The organism is Streptomyces sp. NPDC048479, assembly GCF_040651435.1.
GTDB lineage: Bacteria > Actinomycetota > Actinomycetes > Streptomycetales > Streptomycetaceae > Streptomyces.
The window spans coordinates 61,034-78,249 of sequence record NZ_JBEZKA010000030.1; the positions used below are offsets into that span (position 1 = coordinate 61,034).

Genomic DNA, 17,216 nt, shown 5'->3' on the forward strand with positions numbered 1-17,216 from the left:
CCTTCACTCCTCGATGGCAGGGGCCAGGACAGACCCCAGAGTCAGCTGCATCGACGTTCTTGAATGCAACTTTGCGCACTGATTCGAAAAACGTCAACATAGAAGGACGTCGAAACAAGAGCATTGGCTGCTGCCCGAGATGGTCGACAAGCTCGCGGCATCCTCACCCGTCCTGGATCACCACGGCTCCGTTCACCCACGCCACGCCTCGGATAGGGTGATTTGATAGAACCTGCACCCGGAAAAGCTGTACCCGAAGACGCTGCACCCGTGATGCGTCGGCAGCGCCCGGCCGGTAGATCGCCAGGGAGCCGCCTGCAGGCGGAGCGCCCCACACCCCGGGGTTAGGTCGTTGTGTTGGACACACACGAGTCGACGAGTGATGTGCCGGATCAGCCCCTGTCGGCGATCGGGTACGCGGGTGTGCTCCGCGAGCTGCTTCCTATCGCGCTGTGGAGGGCCGATGCGGACGGGCGCCTGGTGGAGTGGTCGCTCGCCGCGCAGGATCTGCTCGGTTACGAGCCGGACGAGCTGCTGGGCCGGCACGGGATCCCGATACTGGTCCCCAAGCCCGACTGGGAGCTGGCCGATCAGCTGATGCAGAAAGTCCGGGCGGGTGAGGCTGTCGTAGGGTCCCTCCCGGTGCGGCACCGCGACGGGCATCTCGTGCCGATGGAGATGTGGATCTGCCCGGCTGCGGACCCGCAGGGAGGGACGGGCATCCTGGCCATCGCCGTGGAGACCTCCGAGGTTCTGCGCATGCGGGATTCACTGGCGGCCCTGGAAGGTCTGTTCACCCAGTCCCCCATCGGTCTGGCCATGCTCGGCCCCGATCTGCGCTTTCTGCGGGTCAACGACGCGCTGGCGCGGATGCAGGGCGTCTCCGCCGCCGACCACCTGGGCAAGCGGCCGGCCGAGGTCGCGCCAGGGGTCAACACCGCGGAGCTGGAGACGGTGATGCGGCAGGTTCTGGATCGCGGTAAGGCGGTGGTCGACGTACGCCGCACCGGTCGCACGCCGGCGGATCCCGATCACGACCGGATCTGGTCCTGCTCATATGCTCCACTGCTCGACGGCGTCGGCCGGAGGCTGGGCCTGATCGCTTCGCTGATCGACATCACCGCGGGGCAGCAGGCGCAGGTCGAGGCCGGCCGGGCGCGGCGGCGCCTGGCGCTGCTGGCCGAGGCGGGCACGCAGATCGGGACCACCTTGGACCTGCGGCAGACCGCCGAGGAGGTGGTGCAGGTACTGGTGCCCCAGTTGGCCGACTCGGCCGACGTACAACTGCTGGAGGAAGTGCTCGACCCCGATGAGGCCGCCGCATCCACCCAAGGCGTGGTGCGGCGTCTGGCGGCCGCCTTCCCCGATCCGTCCGCCCCCACCGCAAGACTGGCAGTGGGCGCCACCTTCCAGGTCCCGATCGGCTCGGTGTACGAGCAGGTCCTCGCCGACGGGCGCCCCATGAACCTCTACGAGGCCGATGTCCCGGCGCTGATCACCGATCCGCGCGCCGAGCGACTGCGTACCTACCTCGGCACCCTGGGCTCCGCGCGACTGGTCCCGCTGGTCGCCCGTGGCAAAGTGCTCGGCGCCGTGGTGGTGACGCGTGCCCGCAGCCGCGAACCGTTCGACGAGCAGGACTGCGTGCTCATCGACGAGCTGGTCGCCCGAGCGGCGCTGAACATCGACAACGCGCGCATGTACACCAGCCAGCGAAAGGCGGCGCTCACACTGCAACGCAGCCTGACGAACAACGCGCTACCGGAAGTGACCGGCCTGGAACTCACCGGTCGCTACCTGCCCGCCAGCGACCACGAGGTCGGGGGCGACTGGTTCGACGCCATCACGCTGCCCGACGGCAGGACCGGGCTGGTCATCGGAGACGTGATGGGGCACGGAATCCATGCGGCGGCCGTCATGGGACAACTGCGCACGGCGGTGCGAACACTTGCACGGCACGATATCCCCCCGGCTGAGATGCTCCGTTCCCTGGACGCCGCCGTGAGCGACCTGGGTGAGAATGAAATGGCGACGTGCGTGTACGCGGTCCACGACCGGGCTGCCGGCGGTTGTCTGATCGCCAGAGCCGGACATCCACCTCCGGCCGTGGTCGACACCCGAGGGACGATCGCGTTCCTCGACGGCCCCTCGGGTACGCCTTTGGGGGCGGGTGGGCAGGGCTTCCAGACCGAGCAGGTGCCGCTGCCCCCCGGCAGCTTGTTGGTGCTGTACACCGACGGCCTCATCGAGGCCCGCGACAGAGACCTCGACCAGGGCATGCAGCAACTCGCCCAGGCGCTGCGGCAACTCGACCACCCGTTGGAGGAGATCTGTGACCGCGTCCTCGGCCACCTGCTGCCCTCCGCGGCCCAGGACGATGTAGCGGTGCTCCTCGCCAGAACTCTGCGTCCGCGGGGCTCGGTGCGGAGTCACCCCGAGCGGCTCCACTCGCGCGATCCCGCTCGGAAGGTGCAAGGCTGGTAGCGATGGACACACCGGTGACGACGTTCAGCGAGGGCCCGGAAGACCCGTTCGCGGTGTGGCGTGCGGCTTCGTCGGTGCTGGACGACCGCGGGACGATCGTCGGCTGGAGCAAGCAGGCCGAGGCGCTGCTCGGCTACCCGCCGGAGGAAGTCCTCGGGCGGAAGGCGCTCGGTTTGCTGGTCGACCCCCGCGACAACGACGTCGTCCTGGACGCCGTGGCGGCGTGCGTACGCGACCGGGGGTGGTGCTGGTTCGGGGTGGTGCCCGTACGGCACCGCGACGGTCATCGTGTGGAGCTGGGGTGCCGGGCCGGGGCGATCATGAAGGGAAACTCCCACTGCGAGTGGTTTCTCGTCGCTGCGCCGGCCGAGGAGGTCGTCCAGTGGGAGACGGACCGGTCGGTCCTGGACGGGTTGTTCCGCCGCTCCCCGATCGGTCTGGCCGTCTTCGCCCCGGACCTGAGCATCCTGCGGGTGAACCGGGCGATCGCGAGGTTCAGTCAGATACCGGTCGAGGCGCACCGGGGGCTCCGCACCGGCGACTTCCTCATCCAGCGGGACTCCGAAACAGTGGTGACACAGTTGCGGGAGGTACTGGAGACGGGCCGGTCCTCGATCTCCACCGAGCAGCCCTGCGTCCTGCGGCGGGACCCGGACCATGAGCTGTTCGTGTCGATATCGGCATTCCGGATGGAGGACCCCTCCGGACGGATCCTCGGCGTGACGCAGACGGTCGAGGATGTGACCGACCGGTATCGGGCCCGCCATCGGCTCGCCCTGCTCAACGAGGCCAGCGCCCGCATCGGGACCACGCTGGACGTGGCGAGGACGGCGAGTGAGCTGGCCGAAGTTGCGGTCCCGGACCTCTCCGACTGCGTCTCCGTGGACCTGCTGGAGCCGGTGGCCCGCGGCGAAGAGCCCAGCCAGGAGGTACTCGGAACCGTGCGCCGCATGGCCATCCGCAGCATCCTGCCGGACGCGCCAGAGGTGATGTATCCGGTGGGCCGCACGATTCACATCCCGCCGGCGAGTCTGCAAGCGCGGTGCCTGGCCGAGCGGCGTCCGGTCATCGACGCGCATCAGGAAGGCGTCACCGGATGGCTCTCCAAGGACCCGGAGCGTGCTGAGCGCGTCCTCAGCCTGGGTAACCCCTCGCTGATGGTGGTGCCGCTGGTCGCGCGGGGGCTCGTGCTGGGTCTGCTCAGCCTGTGGCGGTGGCGACGGATCGACCCGTTCGAGGAGGACGACCTCACACTCGCCGAGGAGTTCGCCTCCCGCGCCGCGGTCTGCATCGACAACGCACGCCGCTACACCCAGCAGCACGACACGGCGCTCACCCTGCAGCACAGCCTGCTCCCGCACGAGGTGCCCAGTCACCCCGCGGTCGAAATCGCCCACCGCTACCTGCCGGCTGACGCCACGACCGGCGTCGGTGGTGACTGGTTCGATGTCATTCCACTCTCCGGGCTTCGCGTCGCCCTCGTTGTCGGCGACGTGGTCGGCCGCGGTATCAACGCGGCGGCCACCATGGGCCGGCTGCGCACCGCCGTACACACCCTGGCCAACCTCGACCTCACCCCGGACGAGGTCCTCTCCCACCTCGATGATCTCGTGGACCGCCTGGCCGCCGAGCAGGAGCCGAAGGACGAACATTTCCCTCAAGTCATTGGCGCAACCTGCCTGTACGCGGTCTACGACCCGGTGTCGAGGCACTGCGCCCTGGCCCGCGCCGGTCACCCGCCGCCGGCGGTGGTGGACCCGGACGGGCAGGTGCGCCTCCTCGACCTGCCTGCCGGTCCGCCGCTCGGCCTGGGCGGGCTGCCGTTCGAGGCCGCCGAGCTGGAACTGGCCGAAGGCAGCCTCCTGGCCCTCTACACCGACGGCCTCATCCAGGGCCACAAGCGAGACGTCGACGAGAGTCTGGCGGCTCTGTGCGGGGCGCTGAGCGTGCCCGCCCGCTCGTTGGAGGACACGTGCAGCGCGGTGGAGGACGCGTTGCTGCACGACCGGCCGACCGATGACGTTGCCGACGATGTGGCACTGCTCCTCGCTCGTACCCGCGTCCTGGCCAGGGAGAAGGTGGCTGCGTGGGAGCTGCCCCTGGAGCCCACCGCCGCTGCTCAGGGCCGCATGCTGGTGGCATCCCAGCTGACCGAGTGGGGGCTGGACGAGATGGTCTTCACCACCGAGCTGATCGTCAGCGAGCTGGTCACCAACGCCTACAGGTACGGGGAGGGGCCGGTCGGCCTACGACTCATCCGTGACCGCCACCTCATCTGCGAAGTGTCCGACACCAGCAGCACCTCGCCACATCTCCGCCGGGCCCGCACCACCGACGAGGGCGGTCGCGGACTCTTCCTGGTGGCCCAGCTCACCGAGCGGTGGGGCACCCGGTACACGCGTGACGGCAAGACCATCTGGGCCGAACAGCCGCTGCCCGCCACGTCGGCAACGTGAGATCTCCGCTGATGCCTATCGGCGAGCAGGCCGCCGCCCTAAGCCCTGACAGGCTCCGCGACCGCCTGCACCCGCCCCCTTCCCACGACGCTGCCCAGCCAGCCGAGCAGGAAAGCGGCCGGCATCGACACGAGGACGACCGTCTGGAGCGGGAACCAGTTGAGGTGCCAATTCGGGAAGAACGCCCAGGGGGTGCCCGAGAAGACCGGGCCGGATATCTGCAGCCCGATGGCGCAGCACAGGCCTCCATACAGTGTCCAGAACAGCCCAGTTCGCGTGTAGCCGCTCCAGAAAAGCGAGTACACCAGCGCCGGCAGCAGGCAGGAAGCAGCCACCGCCAGAGCGAGAGCCGACAGGAAACCCATGTTCCAGCCCTGCACCCAGACCGCCAGCCCGATGCTCAGGACTCCGACGCCGGCGGACGCATAACGTGCGGCGGCCACCTCTCGCCCCTCGGTCGTGCGCCCACGGAACAGGACATGCGTGTACATGTCGTGGGCGATCGCCCCGGCGGCCGCCAGGGTGACGCTCGCAACCACCGACAGCGTGGTGAGGAACACCGCGGAGGAGACCAGGACGACGAGGAGTGCCCCGCCCGTGTGGATGGACGAGCCGCCCGCCAGTTCGCTGGTGAGCATCAGCAGGCTGCTGTTGCCTCCCGGATCCGCGGCCAGGATTACCGGGGCGCCGATCAACGCGGCGGCCGCGAATCCCGTCACAGCTGTGGCGAGGCAGAAAGCACCGACGATGCCGACGGTGTGGCGCACCGTACGACGTGCGGTGGCAGCGTCGGGCGCTGCGTTGAGCTGCATGGCAACGTGGGGCATGCAGGCCACACCCAGCACGATGGTGATCATCAGGCCGACGAAGTCAAGTGTGCCTCGGGGGCCGGTGCTGCCGGCGAATCGGAGGCCGGGACGCATATAGACGGCCGGGCGGCCACTGCCCTTTCCGGCGGCGTCGATCAGGGAGTCGCTGCTCCAGTGAAAGCGATGCAGCAGCACAGCTGTTACAGCCACGGCCATGCAGAGCAGCACCACCGTTTTGATCACCTGAAGTGCCACGGTCCCGCGCATACCGCCGAACGCTGTGGCGCAGACGACCAGTGCGCCGATCATGACGATGGCTGTCTGTTCGGCGCCCGGCCCGGACAGCCCCAGCAGCATCGCGGTGGTCGCTCCCGCACCGGACAGTTGCACGACCAGGTAGGGGACGCATGCGCTCAAGGTCACGACGGCGACCGCCATCCGTACCGCGGGCCCTGGAGCCCGGAGAGCGAAGGTGTCGCCCAAGGTGTAGCTGCCGCGCTCGCGCAGGGGGGCGGCCAGCAGGAGGAGCACGCCGAGTGAAAGTACGGTGCACAGGGCGATGAACAGACCGTCGTAGCCAAAGATCGCGACGCTTCCCGTGGTGCCGAGCACCGTGGCCGCGGACAGGTATGCCCCGGACAGTACGAGGGCTCCCCGCAGCGGCTGCAGCCTCCGGCCTGCTGTGTAGAACTCGTTGACACGGTCCCTCTCAGGGCCGCTGAGAACGCAGATGAACAGTATGGGGACGATCAACGTCAAGAAGCCCACGAGAACCAGGGAGCGCGTGTCCGTGTCCAGGGTGCCGGGCACGGCGAGCAGGACGTCAGGAATCATCAGTACTCCACGTCCTGGTCGTTCGGTACGAGCTCACCGGCACGCCGGTCGTACCGCGCCGCCGTCCACAGCAGGAGGGCCCCCTGGAGAAGGACTGCCAGCACGCCGACGTTGATCTCTCCCCAGATGCGAGTGGCCATGAAGTCGGCAGCAGAGCAGGCGAGCAGCAGATGTACGCCGAAGGTCAGTCCATTGACCACGGCGAAAGCGACACCTGGACGATGCGGCCGTGGTTGATGATGAAGCGGGGCGGCCTGTTGTTGAGCCATGACGTTCTCCTGGCGGGCAGGGATGAGGGCGGATCACCTCAATGCGGGGCTCACCAGAACACGTGCGGCCATGGCCGGTCCACGCGCTGTGCTCGCCTTGTTGTCCGCTCCCAACGTCGGCATGGGGTCATTGTGCGGATGCCCATTCAGCCGTGCCGTGCGAGCCCGGCGCCGCCTGCGCCGACGCCCATCGGCCAGGGATGGGCATCCGAGGTCAGGCGGACGGCAGCGGGTTCCCTTCGTACGGGGTGCCAAGTACGGCGGCTGGTCCGAGCAGGCGGTGCGCGTCGAGCGCGAGGGTGAGTTGCACCAGATCACGAGGGCGGGACAGAGCGAGTCCGGTGATCTGCTCGATGCGGCGGAGACGGTTGAGCACGGTGTTGCGATGGCAGAACATGTGCCGGGCGGTCTGGACGGCGGAGCCGCCGTTCTCCATCCAGATACCGAGGGTGTCGAAGAGCGTGTCGCGATCGGCGGGTTCAAGGTCGTACAGGGGCCGGAGCACCTGGTGGGCCAGTTCGGCTGACAGATCGGGCCGTGAGATCAGGAGCCCGTCGGGCAGGCAGGAGTCGAGCCGGGCTATGTCACCGTCGGCCCGGCAGGTGCGAACGGCGAGTTCAGCCATGTCACGCGCACGGGACAGGCTGTCCAGACCCTGGACGACCGGGCTGATCCCGATACGCAGCCCGGGACCGGCGGCCAGACCGGAGGCGAGCACGTCCAGGGGACGGTCCCCCAGGTGGGCGACGAGGACATCGCCCTGGGGGCGGGTGTGGCGCAGGATCCGGATGCCGCGCACCTCCGGAACGGTCCTGGGCGCGCGGCCGTACGGCGGTGTGGCCCGTACCGCCGCTACCGCGAAGCGTCCGCCGAGCGGCAGATCGAGGATCGCCGCTGCATCCCGGGTGAACTCGGGTTCGCTGCGGTTCTCCAGCAAGGCGGCGAGGACCAGGCGGACGCGTTCACCGTGCCGGCTGGCGACGCCCTCGGCGACCTGCCGGTAAGCGTCGGCGACAAGAACGGCGTCGCGGTCGTTGCTCTTCCACACCAGCTCGGCCACGTGTACCAGTTGGCGCGAGTCGCCGAGTCCGTCCCGCTCCACCACGCTGATGATCCCGCCCCACACCTCCGAACCGGCGACACGGAAGGCGTGCAGCACCTCGTCGAGAGGACGGCCCTGTTGGGCGCGTCTTATACCGAGCTCTCTTGTGTAGCGCTCGACGCCCACGATCCTGGTCGGATCCAGGCTGGCTTCCAGCCCGTGGCGCACGCCGGTGCCCACGGACTGCCTCAGGTCGGGCGGTGCCAGCACCAGGTCGGCGTAGTACGGCACCTCGGCGCGGATCTTCTCCACCACGCTGTCGGCGAACTCCGTGCCACGCCCCAGAAGGTGCCGGCAGGCACGGTCGAAGAGCTGGAGGGGAGAGGAATCCGTGATGCCATCGATAAGCGGGCCGCTGACGACTGCGTCGTGGGTGCGAGGACTGGTGTGCATGGACCCTCCAGGTGGACGGGGCGTGCGAGAACACCACGGCGAGCCGCCATGTCGTGAGCTGGACGGGGCGCCGTGCGACCTCCACCGGGTCAGCCGCCGGTGCGCGGAAGCAGGCGGCACCTTCCAGGGAGCCACCATGCTAAGCAGTTGGTTAGCTCGGGGCGAGGGCTCAGCCAAACCGTGATGATTCCGCGCAGGTTGCGGCGCCGGCAGGGGGGCCTGATAACCGTTCGTGTCGTGCTCGCCGACGACCGGCCTCACCGCCGGGCCCGCCACGACCCACGTCCTGGTCCTGACCACGTTCGACGAGGCCGAGCACGTCTACGGCGCCCTCCGCGCCGGCGCGAGCGGAATCGCGGTCAAGGACATGACACTGAACGACATCCTCGCGGCGATCCGCTTGGTCGCCGCCGGTGACGCGCTGATCGCGCCCGGTGTCACGCGCCGTCTGATCGCGGACTTCGTTCAACGCCCCGTTCCCGCCGCGGAGCGCTCCCGGCGGCCGGTCGCGGCCATCACCGAGCGGAAACAGGGGGCGCTGACCCTGGTCGGCCGCGGCCGGTCGAACCGCCTTTCGCTGTTTGCGATCAGCACATCGTTGGTCAGCAGAGCTCGTTGCCCCAGATGCTGGACGAGCTCGGCACCGCGGACCAGTATGAAGCCTGCCTCAGTAGCCACCCCGTATGGCCGCGGTGCCCATGAGTCATACTGCGGCGCGGACCGCCACGGACGCGGATGCACTGCGACACCCCGGGATGTCCCCGTCCTGTCCTGGCAGTTGGACCTTGCTCGCTCTCAGGAGGAGACCCACCAGCCGTGACCCCACACGACGAGACCATCGGCTCCCCCGGCGAGCGAATGGTGCAGAAGCAGTTCGGCACCGCCGACCGCGCAGCCGACTTCTACGACCGGCAGATGCATGACTTCCTCACGCCCCCCATGCGGGAGTTCATAGCCAGTCAGACCATGGTGTTCCTGTCCACAGCCGACGCTGGTGGCGCCTGTGACTCCACCTTCCGCGCCGGGCCGCCCGGGTTCGTCATCGCGCTTGACGACCGCACATTGACCTACCCCGAATACCGCGGCAACGGCGTACTGGCCAGCGTCGGAAACATCACCGAGAACCCTCATCTCGGTCTGCTCTTCATCGACTTCACTCGCCACCACATAGGCCTGCACATCAACGGGTCGGCCGAGCTGCGCACCGAACAGGAGCAACGAGCCGAGTACCCCCGCCTCCCGAGGGACACAGCACCCGGCCGACAGCCGCAGATGTGGATACACATGACGGTCGAGGAGGCGTATGTCCACTGCTCCAAACACATCCCCCACCTGGAACCCGCTCCACGGCCGCGCGCCTCGGAAACGGATCGCCCCAAGGATGCCGCGTACTTCACCGAACGCGAGCCCGCTTACCCCGCGGCGTCCGGAGCCGACTCCGGCGATAGCACTGCGGGATCCCGGCGGCTCCGTCGCCTGTGGCTACGGAGCTGACGGAGGACGAGCCGGACCCTCTTGCAAAGCGTTTCGCTACGTCTTCGCAGTCGCGCCCGTCGGCGACTCACGGGGCAAGCACCTTCGTTGCCCCGAGGGCACGCTATGCGCCGGGCCACTGGCCGGCCGGACGGACGATGCCCAGCAGCAACAGCACGAGCTCGTTGACGACCTGGTCGAGCGTCGCGTCCACCCAGCCGGCCCTCCAGTCGTGCAGGAGACCGTTCACACTTCCGATGAAGGCCGCCGCGGCGACCCGGTAGTCACGCGGCGCGGCCTCACCGCGCTCGACCGCCGCCGCAGCTTCCCCGCAGATGAAATCCACCCAGCGGGAGCGCCGGGAAAGACGCTGCTCCTCCAGCCGCGGACTGACACCGATGATCTCGACGAAAGTGATCCGGATACGGCGTGGGTCGCCGGTGACGTTGGCGGCATAGGCGCGGAAGGCCGCCGCGGCCCGCTCCGCGATCGGCAGACCGTCGACATCGGCGAGCGCGGCCAGGGCGGCCTCCTCCGCCCAGTCGTTGACCTGCAGGTGCAGAGCGGCGAGCACGTCTTCGAGGGTGCGGAACTCCTCGTAGAACTGACGCGTGGACAGTCCCGCGGCCTCGCTCAAAGCGGCCACGGTCGTGGCACGGTAGCCGGGGCTGTCGCCGAAGAGCTGGAGTCCGGCAGCGAGGAACCGCTGACGCCGCTCGGCCTGCCGTTCCTCGGCGGACCTGCCCGCGTAACGGCCAGTCGGTTGTCTGAGCCTGCCCGCCACTGACCCTCCCTCGTCGGTCGGCACCATTTTCTCGCGTCGTGAGCCTTGTGGAGTGTCCCGCCCCTCGTTACTTTCCAGTAGCCCAATCTGAAAGGTCGCGTATTCAGATTGGCCGGGGCCCAGCTGTCCGCTCAAGCCGCGGTCGAAGCTCAACCCACCTCGCTCCACTGCGACGTCCGGCACCGACAGCACCACTTCCGCACCACGAGGTCCAACTCGCCCCCCACGGAAGGAACGACGATGTCTCTGCCCACAAGGCGGCGTTCACAGCGGATCGTCTCCGTAGGTGTCCCCCAGCGCTGCCCGTCCCTGCGCTCGCTCGGCGCCGTCGCCGCGGCTTTCACCATGGCCGTCGCAGGCTCCGCGACAGCGGCCGCCGCGCCGGCCGCGCCTCGAGCAACGCCCGGCACCGCCGCACATGTCGGCGCCGTCGGCCTCAAGGAGGTGATGTTCGTGGGCAACAACTGGGACGGTACCGCCGACGTCATCGCGTCCCACGGCGACTTCGCCAGGATCGGCCGCATCAACGTCATACCGGACAAGGACCAGCGGCTCGCGGAGATCTACCTCAACCCGGTCAAGCTCATCTACTTCCTCGGCATCCGCAACGGCCCCGGCGAGGGACACGACCAGTTCGTCGACGACATGTACTCCACACCGGACGGCTCAGCGATGGTCGTCTCCCGCCCGAGCTTCGCCGACGTCGTGTCGATCGATCTGGCCACCGGCCGGATCAACTGGCGCTTCCCCGTCTCCGGATACCGCTCCGACCACATGGCGGTGTCCCCCGACGGCACCCGCGTCGCCGTCTCGGCCTCGACCTCCAATACCGTCCATGTGCTCGACATCCGGACCGGCAAGCAGCTCGGGTCGTTCAAGACCGGCGACAAACCGCACGAGAACGTCTTCACCGACGGCGGCAAGTACCTCTGGAACATGTCGATCGGCGAGGTCAACACCGCCCTCGACGACCCCGCGATGGACTGGACGAAGGGCGACCGCCGGATCACCGTCGTCGATGCCACCACCTTCAAGGAAGTGAAGGTCATCGACATGCGCTCGCGACTCGACGCCTTCGGCCGCAAGGACCTCTCCGACGCGGTCCGCCCCGTCGCCTTCACACCGGACCAGTCCAAGCTCTACTTCCAGGTCTCCTTCTTCAACGGCTTCCTCGAGTACGACGTCGCATCCGACCGGATCACCCGGGCGAAGACGCTGCCGAAGAACCCCACGACCAGCGAAGACCGCACCACATGGGTCAACGACTCCCGCCACCACGGTATGTCGATGAACTCCGCGGGCGACAAGCTGTGCATCGCCGGGACCATGGACGACTACGCGACGATCGTCGACCGGGCCTCGCTCCGGGAGGGGCCGCTGGTGCCGGCCTCGAAGCCGTACTGGGCGACCGTGAGCGGCGACGGTGCATCCTGCGTCATCTCCGAGAGCGGCGCCGACCGTGTTACCGCGATCGACTTCGCCACCGGCAAGAAGGTCGCGTCCGTAGCGGTCGGCGACCACCCGCAGCGTGTACGCATCGCCCATGTGGCAGCCGACTGGACCAGCCCTTCCACGAGCTGACCTCCTGCCGAGGCCTGCTCGTCACAGCGCCCCGGATGATGGGGCATCAGACTCGTGATGGCCGCCGCCGTCGGAATCCCGCTACCCGGCAATCACAACGATTGCCGGGCACCGGCTCAGCGCAGGAACCACCGCTGGTTGGCGCCACCTTGGCAGGTCCAGATCACCAGCTGGACCCCATCGGTGGTGGACGCGCCCGGGACGTCGAGGCATTTGCCCCATCCACTCCGGATGACTTTGCGCGGTCAGGCTGTTGAAGGCGTCCGAGGATGTCGAGGGCTGTGCCGTGGCAGTCCCGGGAGTGAGGACACCGAGCGAGGCGCCGAGCAGCGTGCCGGTGGCACCCAGCACGGTCCAGCCGCGCAGGCGGTGAAGCAGCCGTTGCGGGAACCGAGGACGTAACGAGACCGCCATCATCACCCTCCGGGTGGTAGTGATCCGACCCCTTGCGAGCGCCAAGAGTGGACTACACCAATGGCGCAGTCAAGGGATGTCGATCCTGTGGCCGGCAGCGGGCGGCCGGCCACGCGGTGATCCACGCTGTTTCTGTCCGGCCCGGCTGTACCGGGTGGACTGCGAGTGAGCCAATGGGACGGCGCAGCCGTCGGCCGGCGGCTGCGCCGTTACGAACCCGATCAGGTCACCGATCTCTTCAGGGAGTTGCGGTGGGGTCGATGCCGAGCACCACAGTGCCGATGACACCTTGGCTGAGCGTGCTGCCGACCAGGGTGATGGTGAGCAGCGTCGACGATCCACCGTTGCGGTAGATGCCGTCCTGGGCGTTGAGCGTGCGGCGGGCGGTGTTGGTCCGGTACGGGGTGAGGGCGGCGACCTGGGTGTTGTAGTTCTCGGGGAAGTACAGCTGGCCGGTGTGGGAGACGTGCCCGCCCTCGTACGTGCCGCCGGAGACGGTGCCGCCGACATGCGTCTTGAGGTGGATGTGCAGGGCGCGGCCGACGTACCAGCCGGGGTAGATGGTGGTGAACTCGGCGACACCACTGGAGTTGGTGAGCTGAACACCGCGTAGGAAGGTGGTGTCCGGGGTCGAGCCCCCGGCGACGTAGCCGGAGTAGATCCCCCGCGCGTCGCAGTGCCAGATGTCGACGGCGACATCCGGGAGCGGGGCACAGGTTCTGGTGTCGATCACCGTGGTGCGCAGGGTCAGCGGCACTCCGGGTTTGCCTTCGGTGATGTTCTTGCGGACCGTCTCAAGGTCCAGGTAGTAGGGGCCTTCTGTCTGTTCTGGAGTCAGTACGCACGCGGCTTCGAGCTTGGCGGCCGCCGGTGCCTGTTCGCTTTGCGGGCTCGTCCCGAGCCCTTCGGGGGCCGCGAGTCCTGCGGCGGCCAGTGACAGTGCGGTAGCGCCGAGTCCGGTGAGAACTGCGCGACGGGATGCGTTCTCGCGGCCGTTGGACGGCTCGCTCTGGGGGTGGGGGGATTCACTCATGGACCGAAAAGGTAGGCGCATGCCGTGTGCATGACAAGGACGTCTTTTGGCCACAAACGATTTCTGCGGTACGGGCGGCCACCGACGTAGCGGTTGAGTGCGGACGCTGTGCGGGCGAGCCTGCCCGGCCGTGTGCCAGTCGTCCAGACCACATGGACTTTGCCGTCTGTCGGGGATCACCTCTCGGCACTTGGGCTGCTCGGACTTGAAGCAGGGACTGACCTGCACCCGCGCCCGAACCGCAGCGCCCCAGCGCGCAACTCCCCTTCCGCTGGGGGCCTTTCGAAGACATTCGAAGTCTTTACCGGCCCTCGACGTGCTACAGAAGGAGACGACCTGCCGGCCAGGCCGACGCCATGAAACCTGGACCGGGTCGTCGCGGTGGACTCCACCATCGTCCGCGCCCATGCAGCACACCGCCGGGACCCGCAAAAAAATGGGCCCGGCCGGCGCCCACCTATAATTCGAGTCCGAACAGCCGCGATCATTCGGAGGAGGGTTCGTGCCTGGTCAGCGATCCATCACTGAGACCGAGCGGATGGTCCGGGCCAAGCTGGGCGACACGCCGATCCGGCACGAGCAGATGGCCATGGTGGGCAACATCCACCGCGCGGCCGCGGCGGTGCGCCAGCATGTGGAGAACTCCGTGCTGCGCGGCTCCGATCTGACCTGGACCGGCTTCGTTGTGCTGTGGGTCGTATGGATCTGGGGCGAGATGGAGACCCGCCAGGTGGCCGAGGAAGCGGGGATTTCGAAGGGAACGCTGACGGGCGTCGCGCGCACCCTCGAGTCGCGGGGACTGGTCAGGCGCACCGAGCACCCCACCGACGGCAGGCGGGTGCTGCTGGCCCTCACCGACAAGGGCGAGGCACAGATGCACAGCCTCTTCCCGGAGTTCAACGCCGAGGAGGCCTTTGTCGCCGAGCAGCTCAGCGACGAGGAGTGCCTGCAGACGGCGGACGCGCTGCGCCGCGTCGTCGTGCAGATCGAGGCGCATGGCGAGGAGCGGCGGATGCAGCTGCTCGACGGGGCTCCCCCGGTACGGCGGCGCAGCGGGCGGCGCCCGAAGGCATGAGCGAACGCCCCCGGGCCTGAGCACGCACTCCCCCAGCACACGATCCCGCAGTCTCACACCCCCCGGCCTCACCGTCCCTGCGGCCCCAAGTGCGGTCGGCCCCTTGTCGGCGCAGGCGCATTTCCATATCGTTTGAACTCAAACGGATGAGAGGAGTAGGGATGATGCTGAGCCTCACCCCTGACGAACTTCTGCGCCGGGCCAAGGAAATGGAGCTGCCCGCACAGCACCACATCAACGGCGTCGACGAGCCCGGCGGCGGCTCGACCTTCCCGGCCGTGTCGCCCCGCGACGGCCAGATACTGACCGAGGTCGCCGATGCCCGGGCCGCCGAGGTCGACCTCGCCGTGGCCGCGGCGCGACGCGCCTTCGACAGCGGCCCCTGGCCCCGACTGGCTCCCGCCGACCGCGGCCGCGCCCTGCTTCGGATCGCCGGTCTGCTGGAGGAGCGGCGCGAGCAGCTCGCCCTCACCGTGTGCCTGGAGATGGGCAAGCCCATCAAGGACGCGTACGACATCGAACTGCGCGCCGCCATCAACACCTTCCGCTGGTACGGGCAGCTGGCCGACAAACTCACCGACGAATCGCCCCACACCGCCCCCGACGCACTGGCCCTCATCACCCGGGAACCCGCCGGGGTCGTCGGCGCGGTGGTCCCGTGGAACTTCCCGCTCACCCTCGCCTCCTGGAAGGTGGCGCCCGCGCTCGCCGCCGGCTGCACGGTCGTGCTGAAGCCCTCCGAGTGCTCCCCGCTCTCCGCCCTGATGCTGGGCCGCATCGCCACCGAGGCCGGGCTGCCGCCGGGTGTCCTCAATGTCGTCACCGGTGACGGCCCCACCGCAGGCCGGGCCGTCGGCCGCCACCCCGACGTCGATGTGCTCGCCTTCACCGGATCGACCGCCGTGGGACGGCAGTTCCTGCGGTACGCCGCCGACTCCAACCTCAAGCGGGTCTGGCTGGAGCTGGGCGGCAAGTCGCCGAACATCATCCTCCCCGACGCTCCCGACCTGGACCGGGCCGCCGCCACCGCCGCCTGGGGCATCTTTTTCAACCAGGGCGAGATGTGCACCGCACCGTCCCGGCTGCTGGTGCACTCCTCCATCGCGGAGCAGATCACCGACGCCGTCGTCGAACGTGCGGAGGCTCTGCGTGTGGGCGACCCGCTGGACCCCGGCACCGAGATGGGCGCCCTGGTCGGCGAGGGCCACCTGGGCCGCGTCATGGACCACATCGGCGCCGGCGTCGTCGAGGGGGCACGGCTGCGCACCGGAGGGGCCCGCACCCTCGCGGCGACCGGTGGCAGCTATCTGGAACCGACGGTCTTCGACCTGGTGCAACCCACAATGCGGCTCGCCCGCAACGAGATCTTCGGTCCCGTGCTGTCCGTGCTCACGTTCGACGACATCGACGAGGCCGTCGCGCTCGCCAACGCCACCGACTACGGCCTCGCAGCAGGCCTCTGGACCAGCGACCTCACCACCGCCCACCGGGTCTCGCGCGCCCTCAGGGCCGGCACCGTCTGGGTCAACTGCTACGAGGAGGGTGATCTGACCGTTCCCTTCGGCGGGATGAAGCAGTCCGGCAACGGCCGCGACAAATCCGCCCACGCCCTCGAGAAGTACACCGAGCTCAAGACGACCTGGATCCGGCTGTGACAGCCCCAAGGCCCCTGATCGCGGTCCCCGCCCGCTTCGCCGCCTCCACGTCCGCGCTGCGGTACGCCGCCGAGGTCAACGCCCGTGCCCTCGTCGATGCGGTGTGGCGGGCGGGCGGGGAGCCCGTGACCATCCATCCGTACGCCCCCGGAGGCATCGCCGATCCGGCCGGGGTCGCGGCCCGACTGGCCCGGTTCGACGGCGTCCTGCTGCCCGGCGGAGGCGACCTCGCCCCGCACCGCTACGGAGACCCGGGCCGGCACGACAGCGTGTACGACGTGGACGACGAGCAGGACGGCTTCGACCTCGAGGTCGCCCGTCAGGCGCTGCGTACTGCTTCTCCGCTGCTCGCCGTCTGCCGGGGGCTCCAGGTCGTCAACACCGTGCTCGGCGGCACTCTGCACCAGGACATGGGCGGTCGCGAGCGCGAGCACCGCCATGTGGTGCACCCCGTAGCGCTGCGGCCCGGTTCGCGGATCGCGCAGATCACCGGTGTCGAGAAGACCGAGGCCTCCTGCTTTCACCACCAGCGGGTCGACCGACTCGGTGAGGGTCTGCACATCACTGCCACTGCCGCCGACGGCACGCCCGAGGCTGTGGAACTCACCGGAGCGCAGGGCTGGTTCGCGGCCGTGCAGTGGCATCCCGAGGACACCGCACACGAGGATCCCGTCCAGCAGCGGCTCTTTGACGCGCTGGTGCGGGCTGCAGGCGACTTTCTGTGAAAAAGCAAAAGATGTGGGGCCGGATCCCTGATGAGACGCCGTTGGCGAATTCGGCCCGTCGGTCTATCCGGCGGGCCGAAGTGCTGCCAGGTGGGAGGTCCGGGTTCGGGCTCTGGGTTTGTCCGTGAG

General features: G+C 68.7%; 14 protein-coding genes. 8 read left to right on the forward strand and 6 right to left on the reverse strand.

Annotated elements, in window-relative coordinates; all coding sequences use genetic code 11:
• The first annotated feature begins 357 nt into the window (after positions 1 to 357).
• Entirely contained in the window at positions 358 to 2,484 is a 2,127-nt protein-coding gene (locus AB0D12_RS33665; RefSeq protein ID WP_362691487.1) for a SpoIIE family protein phosphatase, read from the forward strand.
• A 2-nt stretch (positions 2,485 to 2,486) separates the two neighbouring features.
• The gene (locus tag AB0D12_RS33670; protein ID WP_362691490.1) at positions 2,487 to 4,940 is read left to right on the forward strand and encodes a SpoIIE family protein phosphatase; all 2,454 of its coding nucleotides are present in this window, start codon (positions 2,487 to 2,489) and stop codon (positions 4,938 to 4,940) included.
• Positions 4,941 to 4,978: 38 nt separating this feature from the next.
• On the opposite strand, the gene AB0D12_RS33675 is transcribed toward AB0D12_RS33670, so the two are convergent.
• The 3 genes from AB0D12_RS33675 to AB0D12_RS33685 all read right to left on the reverse strand — a co-directional run bounded on the left by AB0D12_RS33675 (position 4,979) and on the right by AB0D12_RS33685 (position 8,347).
• Positions 4,979 to 6,583: a cation acetate symporter gene (locus AB0D12_RS33675; RefSeq protein ID WP_362691493.1), complete on the reverse strand. Its 1,605-nt coding sequence runs from the start codon at positions 6,581 to 6,583 to the stop codon at positions 4,979 to 4,981.
• A complete protein-coding gene (locus AB0D12_RS33680; RefSeq protein ID WP_362691496.1) occupies positions 6,583 to 6,783 on the reverse strand; it encodes a hypothetical protein in 201 nt (66 codons plus the stop codon). The genes AB0D12_RS33675 and AB0D12_RS33680 overlap by 1 nt, the downstream gene beginning before the upstream one ends.
• Before the next feature lie 283 nt (positions 6,784 to 7,066).
• A complete protein-coding gene (locus AB0D12_RS33685) occupies positions 7,067 to 8,347 on the reverse strand; it encodes a helix-turn-helix domain-containing protein (RefSeq protein ID WP_362691499.1) in 1,281 nt (426 codons plus the stop codon).
• A 232-nt stretch (positions 8,348 to 8,579) separates the two neighbouring features.
• Between AB0D12_RS33685 and AB0D12_RS33690 the strand changes: the two genes are divergently transcribed.
• Positions 8,580 to 9,167 carry a hypothetical protein gene (locus AB0D12_RS33690; RefSeq protein ID WP_362691502.1) on the forward strand — a complete coding sequence of 196 codons (588 nt, stop codon included), beginning with the start codon at positions 8,580 to 8,582 and terminating at the stop codon, positions 9,165 to 9,167.
• A 38-nt stretch (positions 9,168 to 9,205) separates the two neighbouring features.
• On the forward strand, positions 9,206 to 9,841 hold the full coding sequence (locus AB0D12_RS33695; protein WP_362691520.1) for a pyridoxamine 5'-phosphate oxidase family protein: 636 nt from the start codon (positions 9,206 to 9,208) through the stop codon (positions 9,839 to 9,841).
• A gap of 103 nt (positions 9,842 to 9,944) precedes the next feature.
• Here the strand turns inward: AB0D12_RS33695 and AB0D12_RS33700 are convergent, their stop codons facing one another.
• Positions 9,945 to 10,604, reverse strand: a complete 660-nt coding sequence (locus AB0D12_RS33700) for a TetR/AcrR family transcriptional regulator (protein WP_362691505.1) — start codon at positions 10,602 to 10,604, stop codon at positions 9,945 to 9,947.
• A 345-nt stretch (positions 10,605 to 10,949) separates the two neighbouring features.
• Between AB0D12_RS33700 and AB0D12_RS33705 the strand changes: the two genes are divergently transcribed.
• On the forward strand, positions 10,950 to 12,185 hold the full coding sequence (locus tag AB0D12_RS33705) for a YncE family protein (protein WP_362691523.1): 1,236 nt from the start codon (positions 10,950 to 10,952) through the stop codon (positions 12,183 to 12,185).
• A gap of 116 nt (positions 12,186 to 12,301) precedes the next feature.
• Here AB0D12_RS33705 and AB0D12_RS33710 read toward each other — a convergent pair whose 3' ends face one another.
• Positions 12,302 to 12,418 carry an RICIN domain-containing protein gene (locus AB0D12_RS33710; protein ID WP_362691526.1) on the reverse strand — a complete coding sequence of 39 codons (117 nt, stop codon included), beginning with the start codon at positions 12,416 to 12,418 and terminating at the stop codon, positions 12,302 to 12,304.
• A 419-nt stretch (positions 12,419 to 12,837) separates the two neighbouring features.
• A complete protein-coding gene (locus AB0D12_RS33715) occupies positions 12,838 to 13,632 on the reverse strand; it encodes an intradiol ring-cleavage dioxygenase (RefSeq protein ID WP_362691508.1) in 795 nt (264 codons plus the stop codon).
• A gap of 502 nt (positions 13,633 to 14,134) precedes the next feature.
• Between AB0D12_RS33715 and AB0D12_RS33720 the strand changes: the two genes are divergently transcribed.
• The 3 genes from AB0D12_RS33720 (at position 14,135) to AB0D12_RS33730 (ending at position 17,087) form a co-directional block, all read left to right on the forward strand.
• Positions 14,135 to 14,707 carry a MarR family transcriptional regulator gene (locus tag AB0D12_RS33720; protein ID WP_327327707.1) on the forward strand — a complete coding sequence of 191 codons (573 nt, stop codon included), beginning with the start codon at positions 14,135 to 14,137 and terminating at the stop codon, positions 14,705 to 14,707.
• Positions 14,708 to 14,871: 164 nt separating this feature from the next.
• Positions 14,872 to 16,362: an aldehyde dehydrogenase gene (locus AB0D12_RS33725; RefSeq protein WP_362691529.1), complete on the forward strand. Its 1,491-nt coding sequence runs from the start codon at positions 14,872 to 14,874 to the stop codon at positions 16,360 to 16,362.
• On the forward strand, positions 16,359 to 17,087 hold the full coding sequence (locus AB0D12_RS33730; RefSeq protein ID WP_362691511.1) for a gamma-glutamyl-gamma-aminobutyrate hydrolase family protein: 729 nt from the start codon (positions 16,359 to 16,361) through the stop codon (positions 17,085 to 17,087). Before AB0D12_RS33725 ends, AB0D12_RS33730 begins: the two co-directional genes overlap by 4 nt.
• The last annotated feature ends 129 nt before the right edge of the window (positions 17,088 to 17,216 follow it).

What these genes read in the sequence shown, in the direction of transcription:
- AB0D12_RS33670 (WP_362691490.1), top strand. Translation starts at nt 2,487, where the DNA reads ATGGACACACCGGTGACGACGTTCAGCGAGGGCCCGGAAGACCCGTTC.
- AB0D12_RS33675 (WP_362691493.1), bottom strand. Translation starts at nt 6,583, where the DNA reads ATGATTCCTGACGTCCTGCTCGCCGTGCCCGGCACCCTGGACACGGAC.
- AB0D12_RS33685 (WP_362691499.1), bottom strand. Translation starts at nt 8,347, where the DNA reads ATGCACACCAGTCCTCGCACCCACGACGCAGTCGTCAGCGGCCCGCTT.
- AB0D12_RS33695 (WP_362691520.1), top strand. Translation starts at nt 9,206, where the DNA reads ATGGTGCAGAAGCAGTTCGGCACCGCCGACCGCGCAGCCGACTTCTAC.
- AB0D12_RS33705 (WP_362691523.1), top strand. Translation starts at nt 10,950, where the DNA reads ATGGCCGTCGCAGGCTCCGCGACAGCGGCCGCCGCGCCGGCCGCGCCT.
- AB0D12_RS33715 (WP_362691508.1), bottom strand. Translation starts at nt 13,632, where the DNA reads ATGAGTGAATCCCCCCACCCCCAGAGCGAGCCGTCCAACGGCCGCGAG.
- AB0D12_RS33725 (WP_362691529.1), top strand. Translation starts at nt 14,872, where the DNA reads ATGCTGAGCCTCACCCCTGACGAACTTCTGCGCCGGGCCAAGGAAATG.